The organism is Streptomyces sp. LARHCF249 (assembly GCF_052871255.1).
Map to the genome: position 1 here is coordinate 242,578 of NZ_JBIXJQ010000001.1, position 19,990 is coordinate 262,567.

Annotated in this window: 22 protein-coding genes; 5 read left to right on the forward strand and 17 right to left on the reverse strand. The window is 71.1% G+C overall.

Annotated features, from left to right (window positions below; genetic code table 11):
• The first annotated feature begins 38 nt into the window (after window positions 1–38).
• Window positions 39–302, forward strand: a complete 264-nt coding sequence (locus ACIPUC_RS01255; RefSeq protein ID WP_446586102.1) for a GlsB/YeaQ/YmgE family stress response membrane protein — start codon at window positions 39–41, stop codon at window positions 300–302.
• Window positions 303–337: 35 nt separating this feature from the next.
• Here the strand turns inward: ACIPUC_RS01255 and ACIPUC_RS01260 are convergent, their stop codons facing one another.
• The 8 genes from ACIPUC_RS01260 to ACIPUC_RS01295 form a co-directional block, all read right to left on the reverse strand.
• A complete protein-coding gene (locus tag ACIPUC_RS01260; RefSeq protein WP_446586103.1) occupies window positions 338–733 on the reverse strand; it encodes a gas vesicle protein K in 396 nt (131 codons plus the stop codon).
• Window positions 723–944: a gas vesicle protein gene (locus tag ACIPUC_RS01265; RefSeq protein WP_446586104.1), complete on the reverse strand. Its 222-nt coding sequence runs from the start codon at window positions 942–944 to the stop codon at window positions 723–725. The genes ACIPUC_RS01260 and ACIPUC_RS01265 overlap by 11 nt, the downstream gene beginning before the upstream one ends.
• Window positions 941–1,783: a GvpL/GvpF family gas vesicle protein gene (locus ACIPUC_RS01270; RefSeq protein ID WP_446586105.1), complete on the reverse strand. Its 843-nt coding sequence runs from the start codon at window positions 1,781–1,783 to the stop codon at window positions 941–943. Before ACIPUC_RS01270 ends, ACIPUC_RS01265 begins: the two co-directional genes overlap by 4 nt.
• Entirely contained in the window at window positions 1,780–2,148 is a 369-nt protein-coding gene (locus tag ACIPUC_RS01275; protein WP_446586753.1) for a gas vesicle protein, read from the reverse strand. The genes ACIPUC_RS01270 and ACIPUC_RS01275 overlap by 4 nt, the downstream gene beginning before the upstream one ends.
• A 72-nt stretch (window positions 2,149–2,220) precedes the next feature.
• The gene (locus ACIPUC_RS01280; protein ID WP_446586106.1) at window positions 2,221–2,469 is read right to left on the reverse strand and encodes a gas vesicle protein GvpG; all 249 of its coding nucleotides are present in this window, start codon (window positions 2,467–2,469) and stop codon (window positions 2,221–2,223) included.
• 25 nt (window positions 2,470–2,494) lie between these two features.
• A complete protein-coding gene (locus ACIPUC_RS01285) occupies window positions 2,495–3,214 on the reverse strand; it encodes a GvpL/GvpF family gas vesicle protein (protein WP_446586107.1) in 720 nt (239 codons plus the stop codon).
• A 3-nt stretch (window positions 3,215–3,217) separates the two neighbouring features.
• A complete protein-coding gene (locus tag ACIPUC_RS01290) occupies window positions 3,218–3,682 on the reverse strand; it encodes a gas vesicle structural protein GvpA (protein WP_446586108.1) in 465 nt (154 codons plus the stop codon).
• A 31-nt stretch (window positions 3,683–3,713) separates the two neighbouring features.
• Window positions 3,714–4,088, reverse strand: a complete 375-nt coding sequence (locus ACIPUC_RS01295; protein WP_446586109.1) for a gas vesicle protein GvpO — start codon at window positions 4,086–4,088, stop codon at window positions 3,714–3,716.
• A gap of 207 nt (window positions 4,089–4,295) precedes the next feature.
• Between ACIPUC_RS01295 and ACIPUC_RS01300 the strand changes: the two genes are divergently transcribed.
• Window positions 4,296–5,357 carry a histone protein gene (locus ACIPUC_RS01300; protein WP_446586110.1) on the forward strand — a complete coding sequence of 354 codons (1,062 nt, stop codon included), beginning with the start codon at window positions 4,296–4,298 and terminating at the stop codon, window positions 5,355–5,357.
• 3 nt (window positions 5,358–5,360) lie between these two features.
• Window positions 5,361–6,398, forward strand: a complete 1,038-nt coding sequence (locus ACIPUC_RS01305; RefSeq protein ID WP_446586111.1) for an SRPBCC family protein — start codon at window positions 5,361–5,363, stop codon at window positions 6,396–6,398.
• Window positions 6,399–6,504: 106 nt separating this feature from the next.
• Here the strand turns inward: ACIPUC_RS01305 and ACIPUC_RS01310 are convergent, their stop codons facing one another.
• Window positions 6,505–6,651, reverse strand: a complete 147-nt coding sequence (locus ACIPUC_RS01310; protein ID WP_446586112.1) for a CsbD family protein — start codon at window positions 6,649–6,651, stop codon at window positions 6,505–6,507.
• Window positions 6,652–6,966: 315 nt separating this feature from the next.
• Entirely contained in the window at window positions 6,967–7,182 is a 216-nt protein-coding gene (locus ACIPUC_RS01315) for a DUF6243 family protein (protein WP_446586113.1), read from the reverse strand.
• A 628-nt stretch (window positions 7,183–7,810) separates the two neighbouring features.
• Between ACIPUC_RS01315 and ACIPUC_RS01320 the strand changes: the two genes are divergently transcribed.
• Entirely contained in the window at window positions 7,811–8,719 is a 909-nt protein-coding gene (locus ACIPUC_RS01320) for a hypothetical protein (RefSeq protein WP_446586114.1), read from the forward strand.
• 58 nt (window positions 8,720–8,777) lie between these two features.
• On the opposite strand, the gene ACIPUC_RS01325 is transcribed toward ACIPUC_RS01320, so the two are convergent.
• Entirely contained in the window at window positions 8,778–9,566 is a 789-nt protein-coding gene (locus tag ACIPUC_RS01325) for an MBL fold metallo-hydrolase (RefSeq protein WP_446586115.1), read from the reverse strand.
• A 91-nt stretch (window positions 9,567–9,657) separates the two neighbouring features.
• On the opposite strand from ACIPUC_RS01325, the gene ACIPUC_RS01330 reads away from it, so the two are divergent.
• Window positions 9,658–10,257: a CGNR zinc finger domain-containing protein gene (locus ACIPUC_RS01330; RefSeq protein ID WP_446586116.1), complete on the forward strand. Its 600-nt coding sequence runs from the start codon at window positions 9,658–9,660 to the stop codon at window positions 10,255–10,257.
• A 220-nt stretch (window positions 10,258–10,477) separates the two neighbouring features.
• Here ACIPUC_RS01330 and ACIPUC_RS01335 read toward each other — a convergent pair whose 3' ends face one another.
• The 6 genes from ACIPUC_RS01335 to ACIPUC_RS01360 form a co-directional block, all read right to left on the reverse strand.
• Window positions 10,478–11,683 (reverse strand): vWA domain-containing protein, encoded by a 1,206-nt coding sequence (locus tag ACIPUC_RS01335; protein ID WP_446586117.1) that lies wholly within the window; start codon window positions 11,681–11,683, stop codon window positions 10,478–10,480.
• 128 nt (window positions 11,684–11,811) lie between these two features.
• On the reverse strand, window positions 11,812–13,095 hold the full coding sequence (locus tag ACIPUC_RS01340; RefSeq protein ID WP_446586118.1) for an AAA family ATPase: 1,284 nt from the start codon (window positions 13,093–13,095) through the stop codon (window positions 11,812–11,814).
• Window positions 13,096–13,329: 234 nt separating this feature from the next.
• The gene (locus tag ACIPUC_RS01345) at window positions 13,330–14,778 is read right to left on the reverse strand and encodes a hypothetical protein (RefSeq protein WP_446586119.1); all 1,449 of its coding nucleotides are present in this window, start codon (window positions 14,776–14,778) and stop codon (window positions 13,330–13,332) included.
• Between the two features lie 283 nt (window positions 14,779–15,061).
• The gene (locus tag ACIPUC_RS01350) at window positions 15,062–18,163 is read right to left on the reverse strand and encodes a lantibiotic dehydratase (RefSeq protein WP_446586120.1); all 3,102 of its coding nucleotides are present in this window, start codon (window positions 18,161–18,163) and stop codon (window positions 15,062–15,064) included.
• Window positions 18,160–19,467 carry a lanthionine synthetase C family protein gene (locus ACIPUC_RS01355; RefSeq protein WP_446586121.1) on the reverse strand — a complete coding sequence of 436 codons (1,308 nt, stop codon included), beginning with the start codon at window positions 19,465–19,467 and terminating at the stop codon, window positions 18,160–18,162. The genes ACIPUC_RS01350 and ACIPUC_RS01355 overlap by 4 nt, the downstream gene beginning before the upstream one ends.
• Window positions 19,467–19,838, reverse strand: coding sequence for a hypothetical protein (locus tag ACIPUC_RS01360; protein WP_446586122.1), 372 nt, complete (start codon window positions 19,836–19,838; stop codon window positions 19,467–19,469). The genes ACIPUC_RS01355 and ACIPUC_RS01360 overlap by 1 nt, the downstream gene beginning before the upstream one ends.
• Window positions 19,839–19,990 lie beyond the last annotated feature (152 nt).

The window sequence follows — 19,990 nt, forward strand, 5'->3', positions numbered from 1 at the left end:
CGCATTTGCAAGTCTTTATGTGCGAGAAGAGGCGCGCCATGGGCATCATCGGCTGGATTCTGATGGGTCTTATCGCCGGAATCATCGCGAAGTTCCTGATGCCGGGCAAGGACCCCGGCGGCTGCATCGTGACGCCGCTCATCGGCATCGCCGGCGGCCTTCTGGGCGGATGGCTCGGCAAGGTCATTTTCGGAGTCGACTCCATCGACGGATTCTTCGAGCTCTCCACATGGGTCGCCGCTATCGTCGGCTCCCTCATCCTCCTGGGCGTCTACCGCCTTGTGGTCCGCGCCAGGGACTGAAACCCGGTGTTGTGCGCCGACAGCGAGCGGGGCATTCAGTCCCGGGGTAGCAGAGGGCCCAGTGGACCGAGGTCGAGGTTGAGGTCTTCCAGTGAGTAGCCGTGCTGGGCACACAGGTCGGCGAGGCTGTCGTGCAGGGCCAGGAGGGTCGCGCCGAGTTCCTCTTCCTGTGCGTCGGTGAGGTCTCCGGCGTCGACGCGGCGCAGGGCTTGGCGTTCGATGAGCTGGCGCAGGAGCTCGACGATGGTGAGGACGAGTTTGAGGAGGTCTTCGCCGACGGTGTCGGGGTCGGTGTGCAGGCGGCTGGCGGGGCGGGGCGGCCGGTCGTGGGCGTCGGGGGGCGTCTGAACGAGGCGGAAGGCGTGGGACAGGCTGTCACCGACGTCTTGAAGGGCGTCGGGTCGAGGTGGCACGGAGCGTTCAGGCGTCACCGCGGCCGCCGTCCTGCGCCCGGGTGGGGGCCGTCTCCGAGCTGACCGAGACGATCAGGGCACGAAGTGAGATACGCACGAGGTCGATGTCGGCGATGGACAGGACGATGTCGCCGGTCAGGACGACGCCGCCGCTGAGGAGCCGGTCGAGGAGATCGACGAGAGCGACCTGGCGGCCAGGCAGGGGCTCGCCGTACTCCGTGAGGGTCATGGCGGCGGCTCGGGGGCGTCGGCCGGAGGCATGGCGAAGGAGTAGGGGGCCCAGGGGCCGGTGACCTCGATGCGCACGTCCGGGAACCTGCGGGCGGCCGCGGCGATCGCACTTCGGAACTGGTCTGCTTGGTCGTCGGGGATGAGGTAGGCGTCGTTGAGGACGTTCTCCTGCGGGCCGGTGAGGGCGCCGCGCTGGGGAGCATGGCGTACGCGTTGGGTGGTGTGTCGGGCGGCGATGGCCTCGATGGCCTCGGCGGCCTGCTGGGCCTGCCGGTGGACGGCTTCGCGGACGTGGTGCTGGGCCCTGCGGGCCTCCAGGTACGCCTTGCCCGGGCTGGCGGGAGGCTGGGGCGCGGTGGGGGTTTCGGCGCCTGTGGGGGGCTGAGGGCCGTGGGTGGTGGGGTCGAGGTAGATCTTGACGCCGTACTCGGTCTGGGCGTGGAGTTGGTCGAGGCGCTGGGTGAAGGTGTGGTGCTGGTCCGTGAGGGCTTGGCGGGCCCGATGGTCGTCCTGGTAGACGGTGGCCATGCGCAAGGGCAGGACGGGCGCGTGGGCGGCCACGGCCTGGACGACGTCGTGGTGGGTACGGGCGACTTCCTCGAGCCAGTTCAGGTCTTCGAAGTGGTCCTTGAGGGCGGTCTCGTTGAAGTCGCGGGCCGGGACATCGCTGGCTACGAAGGCGGGTGGGGCGGGCCCGCTGCCGAGGGCGGCGCCGGTGGGCGTGAGGAGCCGGGCGGGGGCCCGGCCGATGCCGCGTAGGTCGGCGAGCACCTCGTGCAGGCGGTCTGTGGGCCGGGTGACGGCGTAGACGTAGGTGAGGGTGCCGGGGGTGTTCACGGTGCGCTCCCCCGCCGTCGGCCTGCCGGCCGGCCGCCCGCTTCTTCGCCCGTGGCCGCTTCGTCCGGGGCCTCTGCCTGCCCGAGCTGGCCGCGGAGAGCTTCGAGTTCGCCGCGCAGGCGGCGGTTTTCCTGTTCCAGGGGGCTGCCGGTGTGTCGGGTGGACAGGGAGGGGTCGTGCTCCCACCAGTCGATGCCCATCTCCTTGGCTTTGTCCACGGAGGCGATCAGGATGCGGAGTTTGATGGTCAACAGCTCGATGTCGAGGAGATTGATGCGGATGTCGCCGGCGATGACGATGCCCTTGTCCAGGACCCGCTCGAGGATGTCGGCGAGGCTGGAGGAGGAGGTCTGCCCGTACGGCATCGGCGCGCGGGACGCGAAGGTTCCTGGTCGCTCGGGCAGGGATTCGGTCACGATGGCCCCTCCTTCATCGAGTCAGGGCAGCTGTTGCCGGAACGCTGCGATCTCTTCCAGTCGCTCGATCAGCTCGTCCTCCTGGCGGTCGAAGGTCTCCTGATCGATTTCTCCGCGCAGCAGCTGCTGCTCCAGCTCGGCCAGCTGGCGCCAGATCGGGGCGGGGTCGTAGTACTCCTCTTCGGCCTTGTCCACGACGCGCTGGGCGACCCAGGTGACGGCGCGTACCGGTGCGATGGGGAGCGTCAGGAGGTAGCTCAGCAGTCCCATAGCGTTCCCCCTCTGTTCGGGGTGGTTACTGGACGAAGCTGTAGGGGGGCAGCGGGCCGGAGAACCGCAGGTCGATGCCGCTGCCGATCTCGCGGGCCAGGTTGGACTCCGTGGTGCGCAGGGCCTCCTTGTTCTCGTCGGGTACGAGGAGGGAAAGGTTGAGGAAGTCGTTCCCAGAGGCGGGGTGGGCCAGGTATTCGCGGGAGAGCGGTACGAGTGCCTCGGTCAGGCCGGCAGCCAGGGTCTCGTGCCGTACCTGCACCTCGCGGGCGACCATTTCGCCCAGGGCGAGCGGCAGGGCCGGGTCCCGGTCTCCGCCACGGATCCGGTCGTTGAGGTCGTTCGCCTCGGGCACGTCCTGAAGGATCTGCTCCAGCAGAGGCGCCTCATCGGCCTGCGAGGCCCTGACGTGGTACTCGGCGCAGCCGTCCAGACGCTCGAGCGCGGCGAGGTAGTTCTCCCCGTTGGACTCGAGGGCTTGGCTGACCGCGAGGTCGTCGGGGGCGGTGTACCCGAACTGCAGCGGCAGGATCACCCCGTCGGCCATCAGCCGCTCCTGGACCTGTTGGTGCGCGGTGAGGTCGCGGCGTTTGGGCCGGATCTCCTCGGCGATGTCGCTGACCACCGCGCACAGGGGTCCCGTGGTAACCGTGCGCAGCGGGGAGGGCTCGGAGCCGACGCCGCTGATGCCGTCCAGACGGCAGGGGTGGTCCTTCGCGGTGATCGAGTACACGTAGAGCGGCATCGGTTACTCCTTCTCCCGCCGTACCGGGCGCCGGGCAGCGGGGCGGCGCCGCCTGGGTGCCTCTTCCTCCACCTCTTGCTCTTCTTCCCGTTCCTTGGACTTGGAGGATTTGCCGGTCAGGGAATCGGTCACGGCTTCGACGGCTCCGCTGATGGCTCCCTTGGTCTTCCCGCGGGATCCGCCTTCAAGCATGTTGCCCATGACGTCGGGGAGCTGGGCGGGCGCCTTGCGGCCGGCTTCGAGATCGAGACGGTTGCAGGCCTCGGCGAAGCGGAGGTAGGTGTCGACGCTGGCCACCACGATCCGTGCGTCGATCTTGATGAGTTCGATACCCACCAGGGAGACGCGGACGAAGACGTCGATGACCAGCCCGCGGTCGAGGATGAGCTCCAGGACGTCGTAGAGGCTGCTCGTGCCGCCTCCTTGCCCTCGCGCGATGGGGCTGCCGCCCTGCGGCACCATGGTCATGGCGCCTCCTTCCGCCGGCTGTCCTGAGCGCTCAGGTCGGCCGGTCGATCATGCCGCGGGTGTAGCGGCGCGTGCGTTCGTAGGAGATCAGCTCGCCGTCCTCATCCAGCGCGACCCGGTAGCTGGCCATCACGCTGGTGGTGTCCGGGATGCGTTCCAGCTCCACCACCTCCACCTGCGCCTCCCAACCGTCCTCGGTCGGCTTGAGCGAGGAAACGGAATCGGGAAGCCGGCCGAGAAGTTCAGCGAGCTGCTGCACCGCGGCACGCATCGCCGCCGCCGCGCCCGCCGTTCCGGAACGGCGCCGGGGCGCAGGGCGCCCGGGCGTTTGCCTGTCCTGCCCTCCGCCATCGTCGGCAGCCCGCGAAGAGGCCCGCCGGGGACGTGCAGGTTCCGCTGCGGCCATATACCACTCCCTTGGGGAGACGGCCTCACAGAAACTAGAATGTCACCAAATTCAGGTAGAAGTCTCGCATCGGGGCAGGAGCCTTTCGAAGGCCGCCCCGACCGGTCCCGACCGGACCCCTTCTCATGGGCGGGCAGCGCGAGCGTGGCGCTCCGCTGTCCGCGGGCGACACCACCAAGACCGTAAGCGCCCTGGCAGGGGATGATCATGGAGGACACCACCAAGATCGCGCTCGCAGCCGCTGTGGCTGGCGGATACATACTCGGCCGGGCGAAGAAGGGCCGCCTGGCGTTCACGGTGGCGACCTATCTCGCCGGTCGCCGCTTCGGGCTCGAACCCGGACAGCTGCTCAAGGAAGGGGCCTCCCGGCTCAAGGAGATGCCGCAGTTCGAAGAACTCACCGAGCAACTGCGCGGAGAAGCCCTCGACGCCGGCCGGCAGGCGCTGGCCGTCGCGGCCAACCAGAAACTCGCCGACCTCGCCGGGTCCCTGCACGAGCGCACCCTCGAGCTCACCCGCAGAGGCCGCGGCCGGGCCGAGGAGGACCAGGGCGAGAGCGAGGAACCGTACGAGGACGAGGAACCGTACGAGGACGAGGAAGCCGAGGAGTACGCGGGAGAGGGCGAGGAAAGCTACGCCGAGCCCGAGGACGAAGCGGAAGAGTACGAAGAAGAGGAAGGTGAGGAGGGACCGGAGGCGGCAGCCGAAGAGGAAGAGGAAGAGGAAACCGAGGAAGAAGAAGAGGAGGAGGAAGAGCCGGAGGAGGAAGAGGAGCCTCCCCCGCCGCCACGCCGGACTCGCACCTCGGCCCGCACGCGGAGCGGCAAGACCGCGGCCCCCGCCCGAAGGATCGCCCGGCGACCCGCCCCGGCGAAGACGGCCGCACCCGCGAAGAGGACTCCGGCCAAGAAGGCAGCACCCGCAAAGAAGGCAGCACCCGCAAAGAAGGCGGTGCCTGCGAAGAAGGCGGCTGCGAAGAAGTCCGCACCCACCGGGAAGACGGCAGCGAAGAAGAGCCCCGGCGGCCGACCGGCGAAGAAGGCGGCCGCGCCCGCCAAGAAGAAGGCCGCGCCCGCCAAGAAGAGCTCCCCGCCCAGGGCGACCGCCAAGAAGACCAGCGCCCCGCCGCGCAAGAGGAGCACCGCTCAGAGCCCGGCTCGCAAGAGCGCTGCGTCCAAGGCCACCGCCAAGAAGACCACAGGCCGCAGCCCGGCCCGCAAGACGGCCGCCAAGAAGACGGCGGCCCGCAAGCCGTCCACGCGGAGGTAGGCCATGGCAACCCCAGAACGCACCGGCTCACCGCAGTCTCCTTCCGGGATGGACCAGCTGCTGAAGGAACTCTCGGGATACCTCGCCGCCCAGGCCGACCACCTGGCCGACAAGGCCACCGACAAGCTTTCCGACGTCACCGACCAGCTCTACGACGTCGCCGACAATGGCGGCAGCCTCTCCGACGTCGCCGGCATCGGCGGTCGGCTCCTGGAGGGCGACTCCCCTCTGAAAGCGATCGCAGGCCAGCAACTCGGCAACCTCAAGGACAAGGTCACCGAGACCGTCTCCCAGGCATTCGGCGGCAACGGCCGCGGCCGTAAGAGCGGCGGCGGCAAGGTGGTCAACATCGTCGAAGCGATCGACGTCGGCCTGCCGCTGCGCACGGTCTACGACCACTGGACGCAGTACGAGGATTTCAGCGGATTCGCCAAAGGCGTCCGCGACGTCTCACGTGACGACGACACCACCAGCAACTGGAAGGTGAAGGTCGGCCCCTCCACGCGAAGCTGGAAGGCCACCGTCCAGGAACAGGTACCCGACGACCGCATCGTGTGGACCTCCGAGGGCGCCAAGGGCACCACCCGCGGATGCGTCACCTTCCACGAACTCGCCCCGTCGCTGACCCGCATCGTCATCGTCGTCGAGTACCACCCCTCCGGGCTGTTCGAGAAGACCGGCAACCTGTGGCGGGCACAGGGCCGCCGCCTGCGCCTGGACCTGAAGAACTTCCTGCGCCACGCCATGCTCACCACCGACGAACCGGAAGGCTGGCGCGGCGAAATCCGCGACGGAGAAGTCGTCCAGACCCACGAAGAAGCCCTCGAAGAAGAACAAGCAGAAGACGCGGGGGAAGCCGAGTACGAGGGCAGCGGTGCCGGCGAAGAAGCTGCCGACGAGGAGGGAGAGTACGAAGACGAGGAGCAAGGCGAAGGAGCCGGGGACGAGGACACGGACTACACCGCCGACGAAGAAGCCGACGAGGAAGAAGAGTACGAAGCCCCTCCGCCTCGCCGTCGCCGACGCCGCCAGCCTGCATGAGGGCCATCGGACGACAGAGCAGCACACGTGAGGGCCGACAGGGCATCTCCTGTCGGCCCTCAATCCCAGGGAGCCTACGACTCAGCGACTCAGCTTCACCGGCCTATTAGTGCTTGAACGTGTCCTTCGTCTTCTGAGCGGCCTGCTTGGCATCGCCAAGCGCCTGCTCACCCCGCCCCTTGGCCTCCAGAGATTCGTTCCCCACGGCCTTGCCGGTGGTCTCCTTCACCTTCCCCTTGGTCGTCTTCGCCATGTTCTTGACCTTCTTACCCGCACCCATTCCTCTCACCTCCCCCACTCAGCGCGCGGCACTATGGCCTGTTCAGCCCCTACCCCACTCCCCCGAGCCCAATACGCATTACGGCAAAAATAGGGCGAAAGGTAAGGCGCGGCAGATGCGTGAGCTCCCCTGCGGGCATCCAGGACGTCTGACCTGGCGTGCACCGTCTTCGGCGTGCTCGGCGGCCGCCACCAGATCCGGGAACCGGCACCGACTGCAGCAGGGCCCGGACCGCGCGTCGCGGTCCGGGCCCTGCCCCGTACTGTGCCGCCCTGCGGCGGCGGTGCGTCAGCTCTGTGCGGTGTCCTCGCCCGCCTGCCCGGCGTCCTCAGCTGCGCCTGCCTTCTCGCGCATCTTGCGCACCAGCTCCGCCTTCTGGTCGGCTGCGCCCCGGCGGTCGAGGTTGCGGTGCGGACCGTTGTTCTGCCGTTCGGCGCGGGACAGCCTCTTGCGCTGGCCGCCGCCCATGCCCACGGGGTTGTTGATGTTCTTGCTCACGGTCACGGGTTCTCCCGGTAATGATGTGAAGTGATCTACGGATTCGTCGGTGGGGGACGGGCGGCGACGTCGAAGGACGTCAGCAGGGGCCCATCACGCCCTCACTCGTAAATCGGCCTCTGGAAGAACATGACAAAGACGTTACCCGGTTCCGTCGGCCCCGCACACCAACCTTTTCGCCGCCCCGGCGTCGGCCCGGCCTTCGGCGAGCGCCCGGTGTCAGCCGTTGCCTTCCGGGACTCTCAGCACCGCCAGCACCCGCCGGTGGTCGTCGCCGCCGCCCCGGGGCAGAGTCCAGATGGGCGTTAGTGGGCCGCGCGGCGGGCCTGTTGGAGGTCCGCGTTCGGGTCGGGCAGAGCCAGCAGTCCGGCGCAGCGGGCCGGCAGCGCTGAGAGAAGGTGTGCCGCCGCGTCGATCACGTGCTCGCAGTTGGGACGACGAGCAGAATCTCGCGGCCGTCGTCGGCGGGGTCGCTGCGCAGCCTGGCGGAGGCGTCGAACAGCGCGGAGCCGCGCAGGCCGGTCGCGGCCGGCAGAGCGCCGCCGACCTTGCTGGGGTCGGTGGCCGAGGCAAGATCGATCAGCCAGGCGCTGTCACGAATAGCGGCACCGACCTTGCAGGCAACCCGTGGTCGATGACCGTCGTCGAGCTGGTCGAAGTGATCGGCGGGAAGAGGGCCGAGAACGCAGATGGGCGCGGCTCCGGCGCCGGGTGGGATCCTGGGGCGATGTACGAGACCTCCGCCGCTCTGGCGACCGCCCGATGGCCGCTCGCCGCGTCCGCGGAGACCGACTGGCTGAGGGATCTGGCCGCCGACGACGGGCTCACCGGGTTCATGCCGCCGGCGCTGCCCGACGCGGCCTGGGTGCTCCACGCCATGTACGAACACGAGCTCGGGCCCTTCGACATGTCGTACGTCGAGTACCGGCGGGCCTACCTGAACGGGAACAGCACCAGCCCGGAGATCATCCCGGGTCTCGACCCCGCGGACGTGTTCACCGACCCCTCGGACACCTTCGCCAAGTCCACAGGCGAGCACCCCGGACCGCGCTACCGCCGCCTGCGCTGGGCAGAGCTCGCCCGGCGGACCGGAGATCCCGTGGCCGCCGAGGGGCGCCTGCCCTGCCACACGTCCTTCCCCTCGCTCCGCGAGACGGGCTGCTGGCCGGTCGGCATCGCGGGTCCGTCCGAGGGCAGCCTGGACCGTGCCGACTGGAACAGGCTGGTCGAAATCCTCACCGAGCACAGCCCTCAGGGCCCCGACACCCGCTGCCTCGCCTACTACACCCCGCTCGGGCAAGCGGCCGAGGACTTCGACAACCTGCACGTCCGGGCCGGTCGGCTCGCCGACGCCAAGGCCCTGTACGACCACCCCGAAGAAGAGTGCTGGACTCCTTCCAACCTATGGGCCCACGACCGGTCCTGGGTCCTGTGCACGGACTACGACCTGTGGGCCACCAAGGTCGCCGGGCCGGCCCCGCTCGTCGAAGCCCTCCTCAACGACTCGGAGGTCGAAGCCGTACGACTGCCCTGGGCGCCCTGATCCGACCATGAGCAGGCGACGCGGGAACGACCAGGCGTCAAGGCCGGCGGCAGCCGGCTCAGCCCCGTTCGCCCAGGTCCAGGCGGTCGAGCAGTCCGGCGGCGGTGAAGGCGGCGACCAGCTCGTCGCGTCCCTCGGTGAAGTGCCCCCAGCTGTCGTAGTGGACGGGAACGACCCGGCGGGCACCGAGGATGGTGGCGGCCTCGGCGGCCTGCGCACTGTCGAGGACGATCAGCGCGCCGTCGAAGAGCTCGGTGAAGCGAGGGGCCCCGGCGAACAGGATGGCGGTGTCCACCGGTCCGAACCGGTCGGCGATCTCCTTGACCAGGCCGAGGGAGGCGTTGTCGCCGCTGACGTAGACCGTGGGCAGGTCCTGCCCGGTCAGGACGAAACCGACGACCTGGCCGGTGAACGGTTCGACCTCCTCGCGCGTGCCGGGCCCGTGGAGGGCGGGCACAGCCGTGACCGTGATGGTGCCGCCACCGGCGCGGTCGAGGTCGACCGACTCCCAGTCGGCCAGTCCCCTGGCCCCCGCCCCCAGGCGCTGTCCGCCCCCGGGCGTGGTCAAGGTCAGAGGGACGTCGGCGAGCAGTGCCCGGCCGGATTCGTCGAGGTTGTCGGGGTGCTCGTCGTGGGAGAGCAGGACCACGTCTATGCGGCCGAGGTCGGCCGGCGCGGCGGAGGGGGGCGCCGTCTTGGTCAACTGGCCGCCCGGCACGCGGTACTCGCGGGGCGCGTCGAAGGTCGGGTCGATCAGGAATCGCAGGCCGCCGTACTCGAAGAGAGCGGTCGGGCCACCGAAGACGCGGACGGGGATCTGCTCAACGGGCGTGCTGGTATCAGCCATCAGAACCTCACGAACCTCACGGTTGGGTTTCGGTCTATCCGTGATGATCATAGGGGACTCACGGATGAATGCAAGGCGTACCATGAGAATCATGAGTGAGATCCCGATCCTCGAATCCGTGCGACTGCCCGCCCCGGGGGCGGAGGACTACCTCGCCCTCGACTTCGTCAACAGCGCCATCGCGCTGCCCGGAGGGCAGTTCATCGATTTCCTCGGCACCCCCGAGAGCGCGAACCGGTGGCTCACCGACCACGGCCTCGCGCCGGCCGACGCCGGGGTGCGGGAGATGTGCGCGACGCAACTGCGCTCCCTGCGCGAACACCTCAGGTCGTTGTTCGCCGCCCGCGTCGCCGGGCTGCCGGCCCTGCCCGCGGCACTGTCCGCCGTCAACGACGCGCTGAGCATGGCTCCCACGGCCGGACTGCTCTACTGGGACGAGAAGAACGGCCCCTACCGCGCGGTGCCGTGTCCCACCAACGAGATCCTCGCCCGCGCTCTCGCGACCCTCGCGGCCAACGCGGCCGACCTCCTCACCAGCCCCGACGCCGACCGCCTCACCGGCTGCGGCTCCACCCCCTGCAACCGCTACCTGCTGCGCCACGGACGCCGCCACTGGTGCTCCACCCGCTGCGGCGACCGCGCCCGCGCCGCCCGTGCGTACGCCCGGCGCACCCAGGCGAAGGCAGACTGAGAAGCCGTTCGGACCACGCGCCGACCGTCGGACCGTCGTCCTGGGCACGATGCGGCACCGGAGCGGCCGGCGGTGCGGCCCCGAGCGGTCAACCGGCCCTGCCAGTACGGTAGGTCCGGGACGTACCGCGGTGACCTGTACGGACGACCAAGATCACGCGCCGGCCACCTGGTCGAACCACCACAGAGCTACGGACGTCGCCAAGCGTTCGGCCCCTCGCTCAGCCGATGGGGACGACGCGGGCCCACGCGGGCGGACTGTCAGGGACGTAGTCCGGATCTCCCTCGTTCACGGCGCGGGGAGCACGGGGGAAGAGGCCGACGACCGTGCGGCAGGGCGGCTGCGCGGAGGGCCAGGGCGTCTGACCGTCCGTCAGGGCGACGATCACGTCCGGGCGGGGGCGCGAGCGGAGCGCACGGGCGAAGCCGGACCGCAGGTCCGTACCGCCGCCGCCGATCAGTTCGAGGTTCTCGGCCCGGCACAGCGGTACGGCGACGCCCGCCGCCGCGTCGCAGGAGATCACCGAGACCAGGTCGCGCCGCCCGCCCACCGCCCGTGAGATCGCCGCCACCTCCAGCAGCGCGCCGCCCAGCTCGGCGTCGCTCACCGACCCGGAGGTGTCGATCACGACGCAGACCCGGGGCGGCATCCGGCGCAGGCTCGGCAGCACGACGCCGGGGACGCCGGCGGAGCGGCGGGACGGGCGCCGGTAGCTGTGGTCCTCGCCCGCCCCCGGCGCGCCCGCGGCCGTGCGGAGTGCCGCGCCGAGCAACTGCCGCCACGGTTGCGGAGGGTGGAACGCCTCGTCCGCCCAACGCCGCCACCCCTCCGGAGCGTCCCCCGGCCGGCCGGTGATCGCCTCAGCCACCCGGAAGCGCACCGCGTCGCGCTGCTGCCGGCTCAGACCGTGCGCTCCTTCGGGCCCCAGCTCCCAGGGCCGCGCGTGCCCGTCGGCGCCGCTGCCGCAGTCCAGCCAGGCCAGCCGTGGTGTGCGGCCCGCCATCGAGAACCGCCGCAGGTACTCCTCCATGAGCAGCCCGTCGGGCAGGCCAAGCGTCGCCGGGAGCACCACCCCCGCCGGCACCGCCAGGCCATCGCCGTAGATGTCGTCGTTGATCTCGAAGTCGGCCGCAACGTTCTGCCGCAGCCGCTGCCCCGGCCCTTGTTCCCCGTGCTCGCGGGCGTACCGCGCGCTGCGTTCGTGGTGGTCCCGGAGCAGGTGGGAGACCTCGTGCACCCAGACGCCCGCCAGCTCCTCCAGCGGGGTGCGCGACACGAAGGACGGGGAGACGTAGCAGCGCCAGTACGCGTCCACGGCCATGGTCGGCACCGACGGGTCCTCCACCACGTGGAGCGCGAAGAGCGCACCGGCGAGGTACGGCCGGACGGCGACCGCGTGCAGCCGCGCGGCCAGCAACTTGTCCATGTCCAGCGGGAGTACGGGGCCGGGCGGTGACCCGGGGGGTGCGGCTTGCACCGGCCGCGGCGGCGGGGGCGGCGTCATCGGGCGCGGCAGCGGGCGCGGGCGGGGGCGCGGCTGCTTCACGGACCCGGTCATCGGTGCCCGCCCGCCGCGCTCTTGGCACCGGCGGCCGCCGCCGCGGTACGGGCCACCGAGTCCTCCGCCCGCCGGGCAAGGCCGACCACCGCGGCGAGGCGCTCCACCGTCTCCGGGACCTCCCAGCCGTCGCGCCGCAGCGCGGCCAGCGCCTTCGCCGGGGCGACCAGCAGATCCGGCGCGCCGGTCTCCAGCGCCCTGACCAGCACCGCCCAGCCTGCCTCCCAGCGCTCCCGCTCCGGGCGCGCTCCGACGGCGGCGACCACCGCTTCCAGCGCGGCCTGGCGCAGGTCGCCGCGCTCGGGCAGTTCGGCGGCGGCCGGGTCGGCGAGCAGCGAATCCGGGTCGGGCAGCTCCATGCGGTCGATGTGGGCGAGCAGTTCGAGGCCGGGCCCGTCCCCGACCGCACCTCGGACCAGCAGCGCCAGCACGTCCCGGGAGACGGAAGCCGCCGTGCCGAAGGCGAGCAGTGTCATTGCGGCCTCCCAGCTGCGCGGCGAGGGCCAGGCGCCACCGCGCCGCGCCTCGGTGGTCGGCAGCCGGTGGATCAGCGTCGGCCGGGCGCTCAGGAAGCCGCACACCGCGCGGCGGGCGAACGCCACCGCCTCCGCCAGTCCCGCCGGGTCGAGCCGGGGCAGTTCCGCGCGCGGCCATACCCCGCCGAGACCGCGCACCACCACGTCCCGGTCGTGCACCCAATACAGGTGCACGAACCGGTTCGCCAGCGGCGGGCTCAGCTCCCAGCCGTCCGCCGCCGACGCTTGCGGATTGGCGGCGGCCACGATCCGTACGCCGGGCGGCAGTTGCAGCGCGCCGACCTTCCGCTCCAGGACGACCCGTAGCAGTGCGGCCTGGACGGCAGGGGTGGCGGTGGACAGCTCGTCGAGGAAGAGCAATCCCCGCCCGGCGCGCACCAGCTCCACGGCCCATTGCGGCGGGGCCATGGGCACGCCGTTCGCTGCCGGGTCCTCGCCCACGATGGGCAGCCCGGAGAAGTCGGTCGGCTCGTGGACGCTGGCGATCACGGTCGTCAGCGGCAGATCGAGGGAGGCGGCGAGCTGGGTCAGCGCGGCCGTCTTGCCGATGCCGGGCTCGCCCCAGAGCAGTACGGGCAGGTCGGCCGCGACGGCCAGGGTGAGCGCCTCCAACTGCTCGTCGGGGCGCGGCTCGGTTGTGGTCGTCCGCAGGAGGGTCAGGAGGTCTTCGGCGAGGGAGAGCTGCGTGCGGCCGGCCGGGAGCGGCACGGGCACGGGCACGGAGAGGACGGTGCTCGAAGTCATGGGCATCACCTGGGTGTTTTCGGGGACGGGGGCCCGTCCTGGATGTCGTCGTCGTTCAGCGGCGTACGACGGCGCGGGCGCCGTACGTGCGGTACGCGCAGTACGCGCAGGGGTCGCGTCCGTTGCCGGGGTTGAGTCCGGTCCGGTCGGACAACGGTGTGAGTCAGGTACGGGGACGCGGTCGGACGAGGCCGTGCGGCCGACCGGGCCCGCGGACGCGGGCGCTGCGGGCCTTCAGCTCTGCAGGCCGGTCCGGGGCCGGGCACGGCTGCCCCGCTTGCGGCGCAACTCCCACGGCAGACGGTGGTCGAGCCGTGGCCGGTAGCCGTAGCCCGTGTCCCCCGTCACAGCCGCGGCGGGGTGCACCGGTACCAGCCCCGAGCGGAAGAGCCCGTGGTCGAGGCGGCCGGCCACCGCCGCTTCCAGGGCTTCCCGCAGGGGCCCTTCGCGCAGGACGGCGCCGGTACCGAGCAGCCCTTCGACCACGGCCAGGGCCCCGGTCACGTCGCCGTGGCCGAGCCGCTCACGGACGGCGGGCAGCGCCTCGGGGCTGCGGTGCACCGTGTCGATCGCCCGCAGACAGGGCAGTCCAGGCCCTCCGAGCGCCATGAGCAGTTCCTCACGGGCCAGTTGGGCCGGATGGTGGTCGACCGCCGTCAGCGTCCCGTTGCGCAGCGCAATCCGGTGGACCTCCCCCAGGCATTCGACCCGGTGCGGATCGGTGGGCCCGGGGGCCGAGTCGTCCGTCGGCTTCACGGGGCCGGGCACCGCCACGGGACCGGAGGCGGGAGCCGCGAAGCCGGGTGCGGACAGCGCTGCCGCGACCAGCGGGTGCAGCCGTTCGGCAGGGAGCAGGCCGGCCCGCAGCAGCTCCAGGTCCGGAAGCGTCCGGGCTGCAGCCTCCGGAAGCACCGGGAGCGCCGCGATCTGCTGCGGCGGCAGCACCTCCCGCACCGGCCGGAGGACCGGAGCATGGCTGTCGTCGGGGGCGACGAGTTCGAGCACGGAGTGGTTGCGCGCACCGAGCCGCACGGTGAGGGCCCCGCGAGGACGGCCCTCGGCCCGCAGGAGCAGTTCGGCCTCGTCGGCCCAGTGGTCCGGCGGCCACGAGGGATCGCGGCCGGCGGGCCGGTGCAGTGCGTCCGCGCCGCACCTCTGTGCCAGTTCGGCGCTGCGCGTGGCGTCCCAGAGGTGGCGGTGCAGGTCGAGACGGAAACGCCGGTCGGGGTGGGGGTGCGGATGGTGCTCGGGTGCGCCCTCCCGCGACTCTTCCCAGAGCGCCAGGGACATCCGCTGGCTTGCGTCCGCCCAGGCAGGCGGCGTCCGTACGACGAGCTGTGGCGCCGCGGGGCCGGGGTCGCCGTAGCGGGCGAGCGAAAGGGTGAGGCCGGGCCGGAGCCGCCCGTCGGGGGCGATCCGGGGCATGTTCCAGCGCAGCAGATCCGGCGCCAGTCGGCGCAGATCTGCCCGGAGGCGGGTGGTGAGGTCGGTGCCGTGGCGGTCGCGCACGGCGCGCAGATCGAGATCGACGTCGATTCGGGCGGCGACGCAGGCCCCGGCCCAGTCACCGGCAGCACGGCGCGCGGTCGCGTTCTCGATCATGGACGGTGGCACGGCGTAATCGCGTACGCGCTGCCACATCAGCAGGCGGGCGGGAATCGGTTCCGCGAAGTGAGCTGCCATCAGCACTCACCTTGCGCGGACGATTCCCCCAATCCGAAGGAGGGGAAGTTGTTCATCACCGGCATCATAAGCACCTCCCGGATGATCTGTCAGCCATAAAACCGGGAGGCCCGCGCCCGTGACGTGCGCTTTCCGTCCTCGCGGCGGCGTTCCCGCGGCGCGCCGCCGAATCCGGCGGGCGGGGCGGCGGCGGCCCGGCTCATCGGCACCCCGGCGCAGCTGGCATGGGCGGCGTCGCCGGCACGTCGACGGCCGACGCCCCGCGTCCGACACGGTCAGGGTTTCAGGCTCCCGATGCCAGGCTGTGGCGCGTGCGGTAGAGCAGCTCCAACGCCGTGTTCTCGGAAGCACGGTCCGTGCCCAGCAGGCGGTTGCAGTGCAGGTGCACGTAGCTCTGGCACAGCTCGGGCAGTGTCTTGCCGAGCTGCCTGCGGCGATTCAGACCGGCGAGCCGGTCGGCGACGTCCGCCAGGTGAGGACGGCGTTGGGTGAGGATGTCGCCGATGGGACGAGGAGGTGGTCCGCGCAGCAGATCACAGAATTCCGCCTTGCGGGTGCGGTACTCCGCGCCCGCGAGCCGTCGCTCGGGAGTCTCCCTGTGGTAGAAGCGGAGCCTCTCGTCTTCGCTCAGGCCGAGCCCGGTCAACAGGTCGTCAATGGTGAGCAGCGCCAGGCCGGTCCTGTCGAGCTGAGACTCACCGGCGTGGTCGAGGGAGAGCAGGTCGAGAACGGCGGCGCTGTCGGCGGAGTACAGCTGCTCGGTGACGTCCATCCCTGCGGGGCCGCCGTAGCGTTCGACCTCACGATCGTAGACGTCGAAGGTGAACCGCGAGAGGTGTCCGTCAGCGAGGAGGGCACCGGCCCAGTCGCTGAGTGCGGGGATGAGCATGGCGGGATTGCCGCGAAGGCGCAGCCGCAGGTGGGGGTCGGGGTCCGAGTAGCGCAAGAAGACGCGCCGGTCGGCCTGGCGGTCCAGGGAGCGCATGAGATCGCGGATGCCGCCGACGAGCAGGGATTCCTCCTCCTGCCGGTCGCCGTAGAGCTTGACGAAGGTCCAGTCGCTGCCCGGAGGACGCAGCCGGTCTGCCCTCGCCACCCGGGCGCCGGCTTTGCTGGGTGGAACGGAGAGCGGAGCAGGGGCGTTGCGGCTCATGGACACCACGAGTTCGACGGTGTGCCGGCCGTTCGGCCCGCTGACCCAGGCGTCGTCGAGGCCGGGTACGGCCTCCTGGAGGACCACGCTGCCGCCGGGCCGCAGACGGTTCAGGGCTCGCCGTATCTCGTTGGTGTGGGAATGCGCGGTGGCGTCGATGAGGAGCCGGTGGTCCGCAGCCGTGTCGCTGCTGGTGAGGTACGTGTAGCGGGGCACCCGCCACTGGCGGCGCCAGGCGTCGAATCCGGCCGGGAACAGGTCCGGCTGCCCGGCCATCTCCTGCGCCGTGGCGTGGTCGATGCGCCACTGGGCCAGGCGCAGGACGACCGGGCCGGAGGTGACGCGGGGCAGGTAGGGGAAGTCGCGAGCCGGGCCCCAGTCAAAGCCGACGATCTGGGCGGTGCCGTCGCGGCTCACTTCGGCGAGGAAACGGCAGACGGCGGGGGCCCGGCTGTTGTTGAGCATGTGTCCTGAGCAGACGCTGACCTTTCGGAGTTCCCCCGTACCGTCGTCCCAGATCAGTGCGAACCTGCCGTTCGTGACGCGGACAGCGAGTTGGTCGAGGGGGATGTAGCGGGCAGGTCCGTCCTCCGCGCTGGTGCGGATGCCGACCTCGTGGTCGCGGATCGCGGGCCGGACGACGACGTTCGCGGAGCGGGTCTTCTCGGGGAGGTACACCAGTTCGGCCAGGATGCAGCCGGGTTCAACGGCCTGTTCGGCTTCGGCGATGTCGCCGAGTGCGGGAACGGCACCGGTGAGCATGCCTGCGAAGCGGCCGAGGTTGCGTCCGGCGGCTCCGGCACCGACGTTGGGGCCTACGACCAGGTGGAAGTCGCCGGCGTCGATGGCGGCGGGTGACGGGGCAGAGACCATGGCGTAGAGGTCGAGCGACGCGGGGAGCCGCTCGGGGGCCGCTTCCCAGAGGGCGAGTCGGTCGATGGTCTCCTGGTCGAGGTCGATGCTGGTGAGGTGGTCGTGGAGAGCACCGGTGGCGAGGCGAAGCAAGGTGTCCGTCCGGGCGGCTTTGGCGGGAATGACCGGAGGGAGGAGGGACGGTGAGCCGAGGCCTGTGGCGGGATCGAGGAGTTCGAGGACGGACACGTCGCGGTCGGTGCCGTAGCGGACCTCGAACGCGAGCCTGTACGCGGTGATCTGGGGCAGGCCGAAGGGGAACGGGGTGAGCCGCAGCAGCAGTTCGGCCGCTCGGACCGCTTCGTCGGCCACTTCGCGGGACACCTCGCAGGCCGCCAGCGGCAGAACCGTGTCGACTTGGAGCGGTGTGGCCGTTTCGAACCCCGTGACGCGGCGGGCGTGATCGGCGAGCGCCGGGAAAGCGGCGGCGCCGGTCCCGGGTGGCTGCCTCTCCCAGTCCTGGATCGCGGCCAGCAGTTCACCGAGGTCCGCAGCGGCGGTGACGGCCGCCGGTATCCGGCTGAGGTGGTCGAGGACATGTCCCGCGGGGTCGAGGTGGGTCAGCGGCGGGCGGAGGTCCGTCAGGAGGAATGCGTGCCGCCACAGCCGGTACAGCAGGTCGTGGACCTTGTCGGGAGTGGCTCCGGGGACGGCTTCCAGGAGGTCCGCGGCGAGGTCGGCGTAGGCCATGGGTGTGCGGGCGAGGGCGAGGGCGCGAGTGACGGCGCCGGTGGCGCGGAGGGTGACGTTCTCGCCGCCGTTCGCCCCGAGGACCGCTTCGACACCGCTCAATGTGATCCGGCCGGCGCGGTGCAGCACGGCCGGATTGGCGATGACCGTGGTCGCCCCCCGGATATCGGTTCGCGATTCGAGGGCGGTGACGAAGTGCATCAGGGCGTGCATGTCGACTCGGGCGTGGACGTCGGGAGGCTGGTCAGCGAGGCGGACGTCGGTGACCGGGCCCCACCGCCCCAGGGCGACGCCGGCGTTCAGCCCGAAGGGAGTGGGCCGGGTGCTGAGGCGAATGAGGTAGCGCAGGATGCTCGACTCGAGGCGCCGCCGGTCGCGTTCGGTGCGTGCGGGCCCCAGCAATGCGCCGGCGAGGGGCAGCGAGGACACGACGACGGCACGCCGCGCGTGCTCGCTGTCCCGGACACGAGCGGTCGCGGGCGCGCGCCTGAGGTCCTCGGCCGCGGGGTAGTCCGTGACGGGGAGGATCGGTGTGCGGATCACGAAGTGGTCGAGACAGCGGTAGAGCGCCGATGCCCGGGGGGCGGCTCGTCGCCGAGTGCCGGGACCGCGGGAGGCGTCGGCGCTCATGACAGGAGGAAGAACCGGTCCCAGGCGGGTGGTTCGGGGGTGACGGCGGCAAGGAGGGCGAGGGCAACCCCTGCGGCGCCTTCGAGGAGGCCGGACCGGTCCTCGCGGGTGCCGTCCGGCTCGACACTGCGATAGCCGAAGGACGCCTGCGGCTGGTACTCGCCGAGCAGTTGGTCGACCAGGCGGCGCGCGCCGTCGCCGATCTCCTCGTCTCCGGTGTCGACGGCGAATCGCAGGGTGACCTGCAGAAGCCCGGCGATGCCGTGGCAGAACCCGGGCGAGTCGATGCGCCGCCGGGCGACGGGTCGCCGCAGTACGGCCCGCATGGCCGCGACGGCCGTACGGGTCAGGTCGGGGTCGCCGAGGGCGGTGCCCGCGAGCCAGAGGGCGCGCGCGACACCGGGGCTGCCGTAGCACCAGGCGTCGCGGGCTGCCGACGGTGAGGCGGAGTTCTCACCGAGCGGGACCACCGACGGGTACGCCCCTCCCCGGGCGTCGTCGACCTGGTGTGAAGCGAGCCAGGATGCGGTTCGGCGGATGGCCTCGGTGTGCCCCGCAACCATCGGGCCGTCGGCATGGGCGAGGGCGAGCATGGCGAGCGGGCCGGTGATGCCGTGGGCGAGACCGCAGTTGGCGACCGCGGTCCGGTACCGATCGCGCATGCTCTCGTCCGTGATGAGGGCGTGCGGGGTGTGCCACGCGGGGACCCCGTCGATGGCACGGGACAGGTCGACCAGCCAGGCGAGCACGGTGTGGAGAGCGCGGTCCCGGGCTGGGACGGTCGGCCGGGAGTGGAGGTACGCGGCCACGCCGGTCCACCCCGATACGAGGTCGAACGTGCCGACGGCGAGGCCTTCCCCGGTGACAGCGGGAAGTTGTTGGGGAAGCCGGGCGTACAGGCTGTCGTCGATACCGCCGAGCAACGTGCGGTACCGCTGTCCGCCATGAGCCAGGTACGAGGTGGTGAAAGCCACTCCGGTGAGGCCGGCGAAGAGTCCCAGAGTGCCCACGGGGTTCGACGTGGTGCCGTCGACGGCGCGGCTGAGGTGATGGTGGGCCACGAGGTCCCAGCCTTCGCCGGGCAGGCACCGGTCGAGGTGTCCGAAGGCGAGGGCGAGGCCGCATGTGCCTTGGGCGGTGCTGTGAGTCGTCCAACGCGGACGTCCGTGGAGCGGTGTCGTCCGGGCTGTTCCTTCGACGGTGTCGGGGTCGCGTAGCCGGGAGAGCACGTCCACGGAGATGGTGCGTACCGAGGCGACGGTCTCTGGATCGCCGATGGCCGGCTGCCAGGCGGGCGGGGCCATCAGCCTTCCTGCGGGTTGTGCTCGACGACGCGGCGGATGACGTGCTCACCGGCGACCTTGCGGGTGACCCCGTCGGCCCGGACCTGGCTGACTTCCAGGACGTAGTGGTCCTCGAAGAGGCTGCGGTCGCACTCCGAGGTGCAGGAGCCGCAGGTCTCACAGGTTTCGGTCTCGTTGGGGGTGTCGAGCACGGGGCAACTGCCCGCACAGGTACTGGCACAGCTGTTCGTGCATTCGTCGCCGCAGGTACTGGCACAGCTGTGCGTGTCTTGGATGACGAACCTGTCGACTTCCCGCGTCGTCATCTTGACGCGGATGTCCAGGTCGAACTGGTCATCGTTGTATTCGACGTGTGCTTGCTCGTCTTCCATGGCTTAACCTTCGGCAATCGGTCACCGAGCAATGTCCTCATCTCCACGATGGCACTTCGGGTGAAGGCTGCAACCTGGGACAACCATGGGGCCTCCGTGTGTGCTGCGCCGGTACAACGGGGGCCGAGAACCCACGGCCGCAGCTCCGTGGC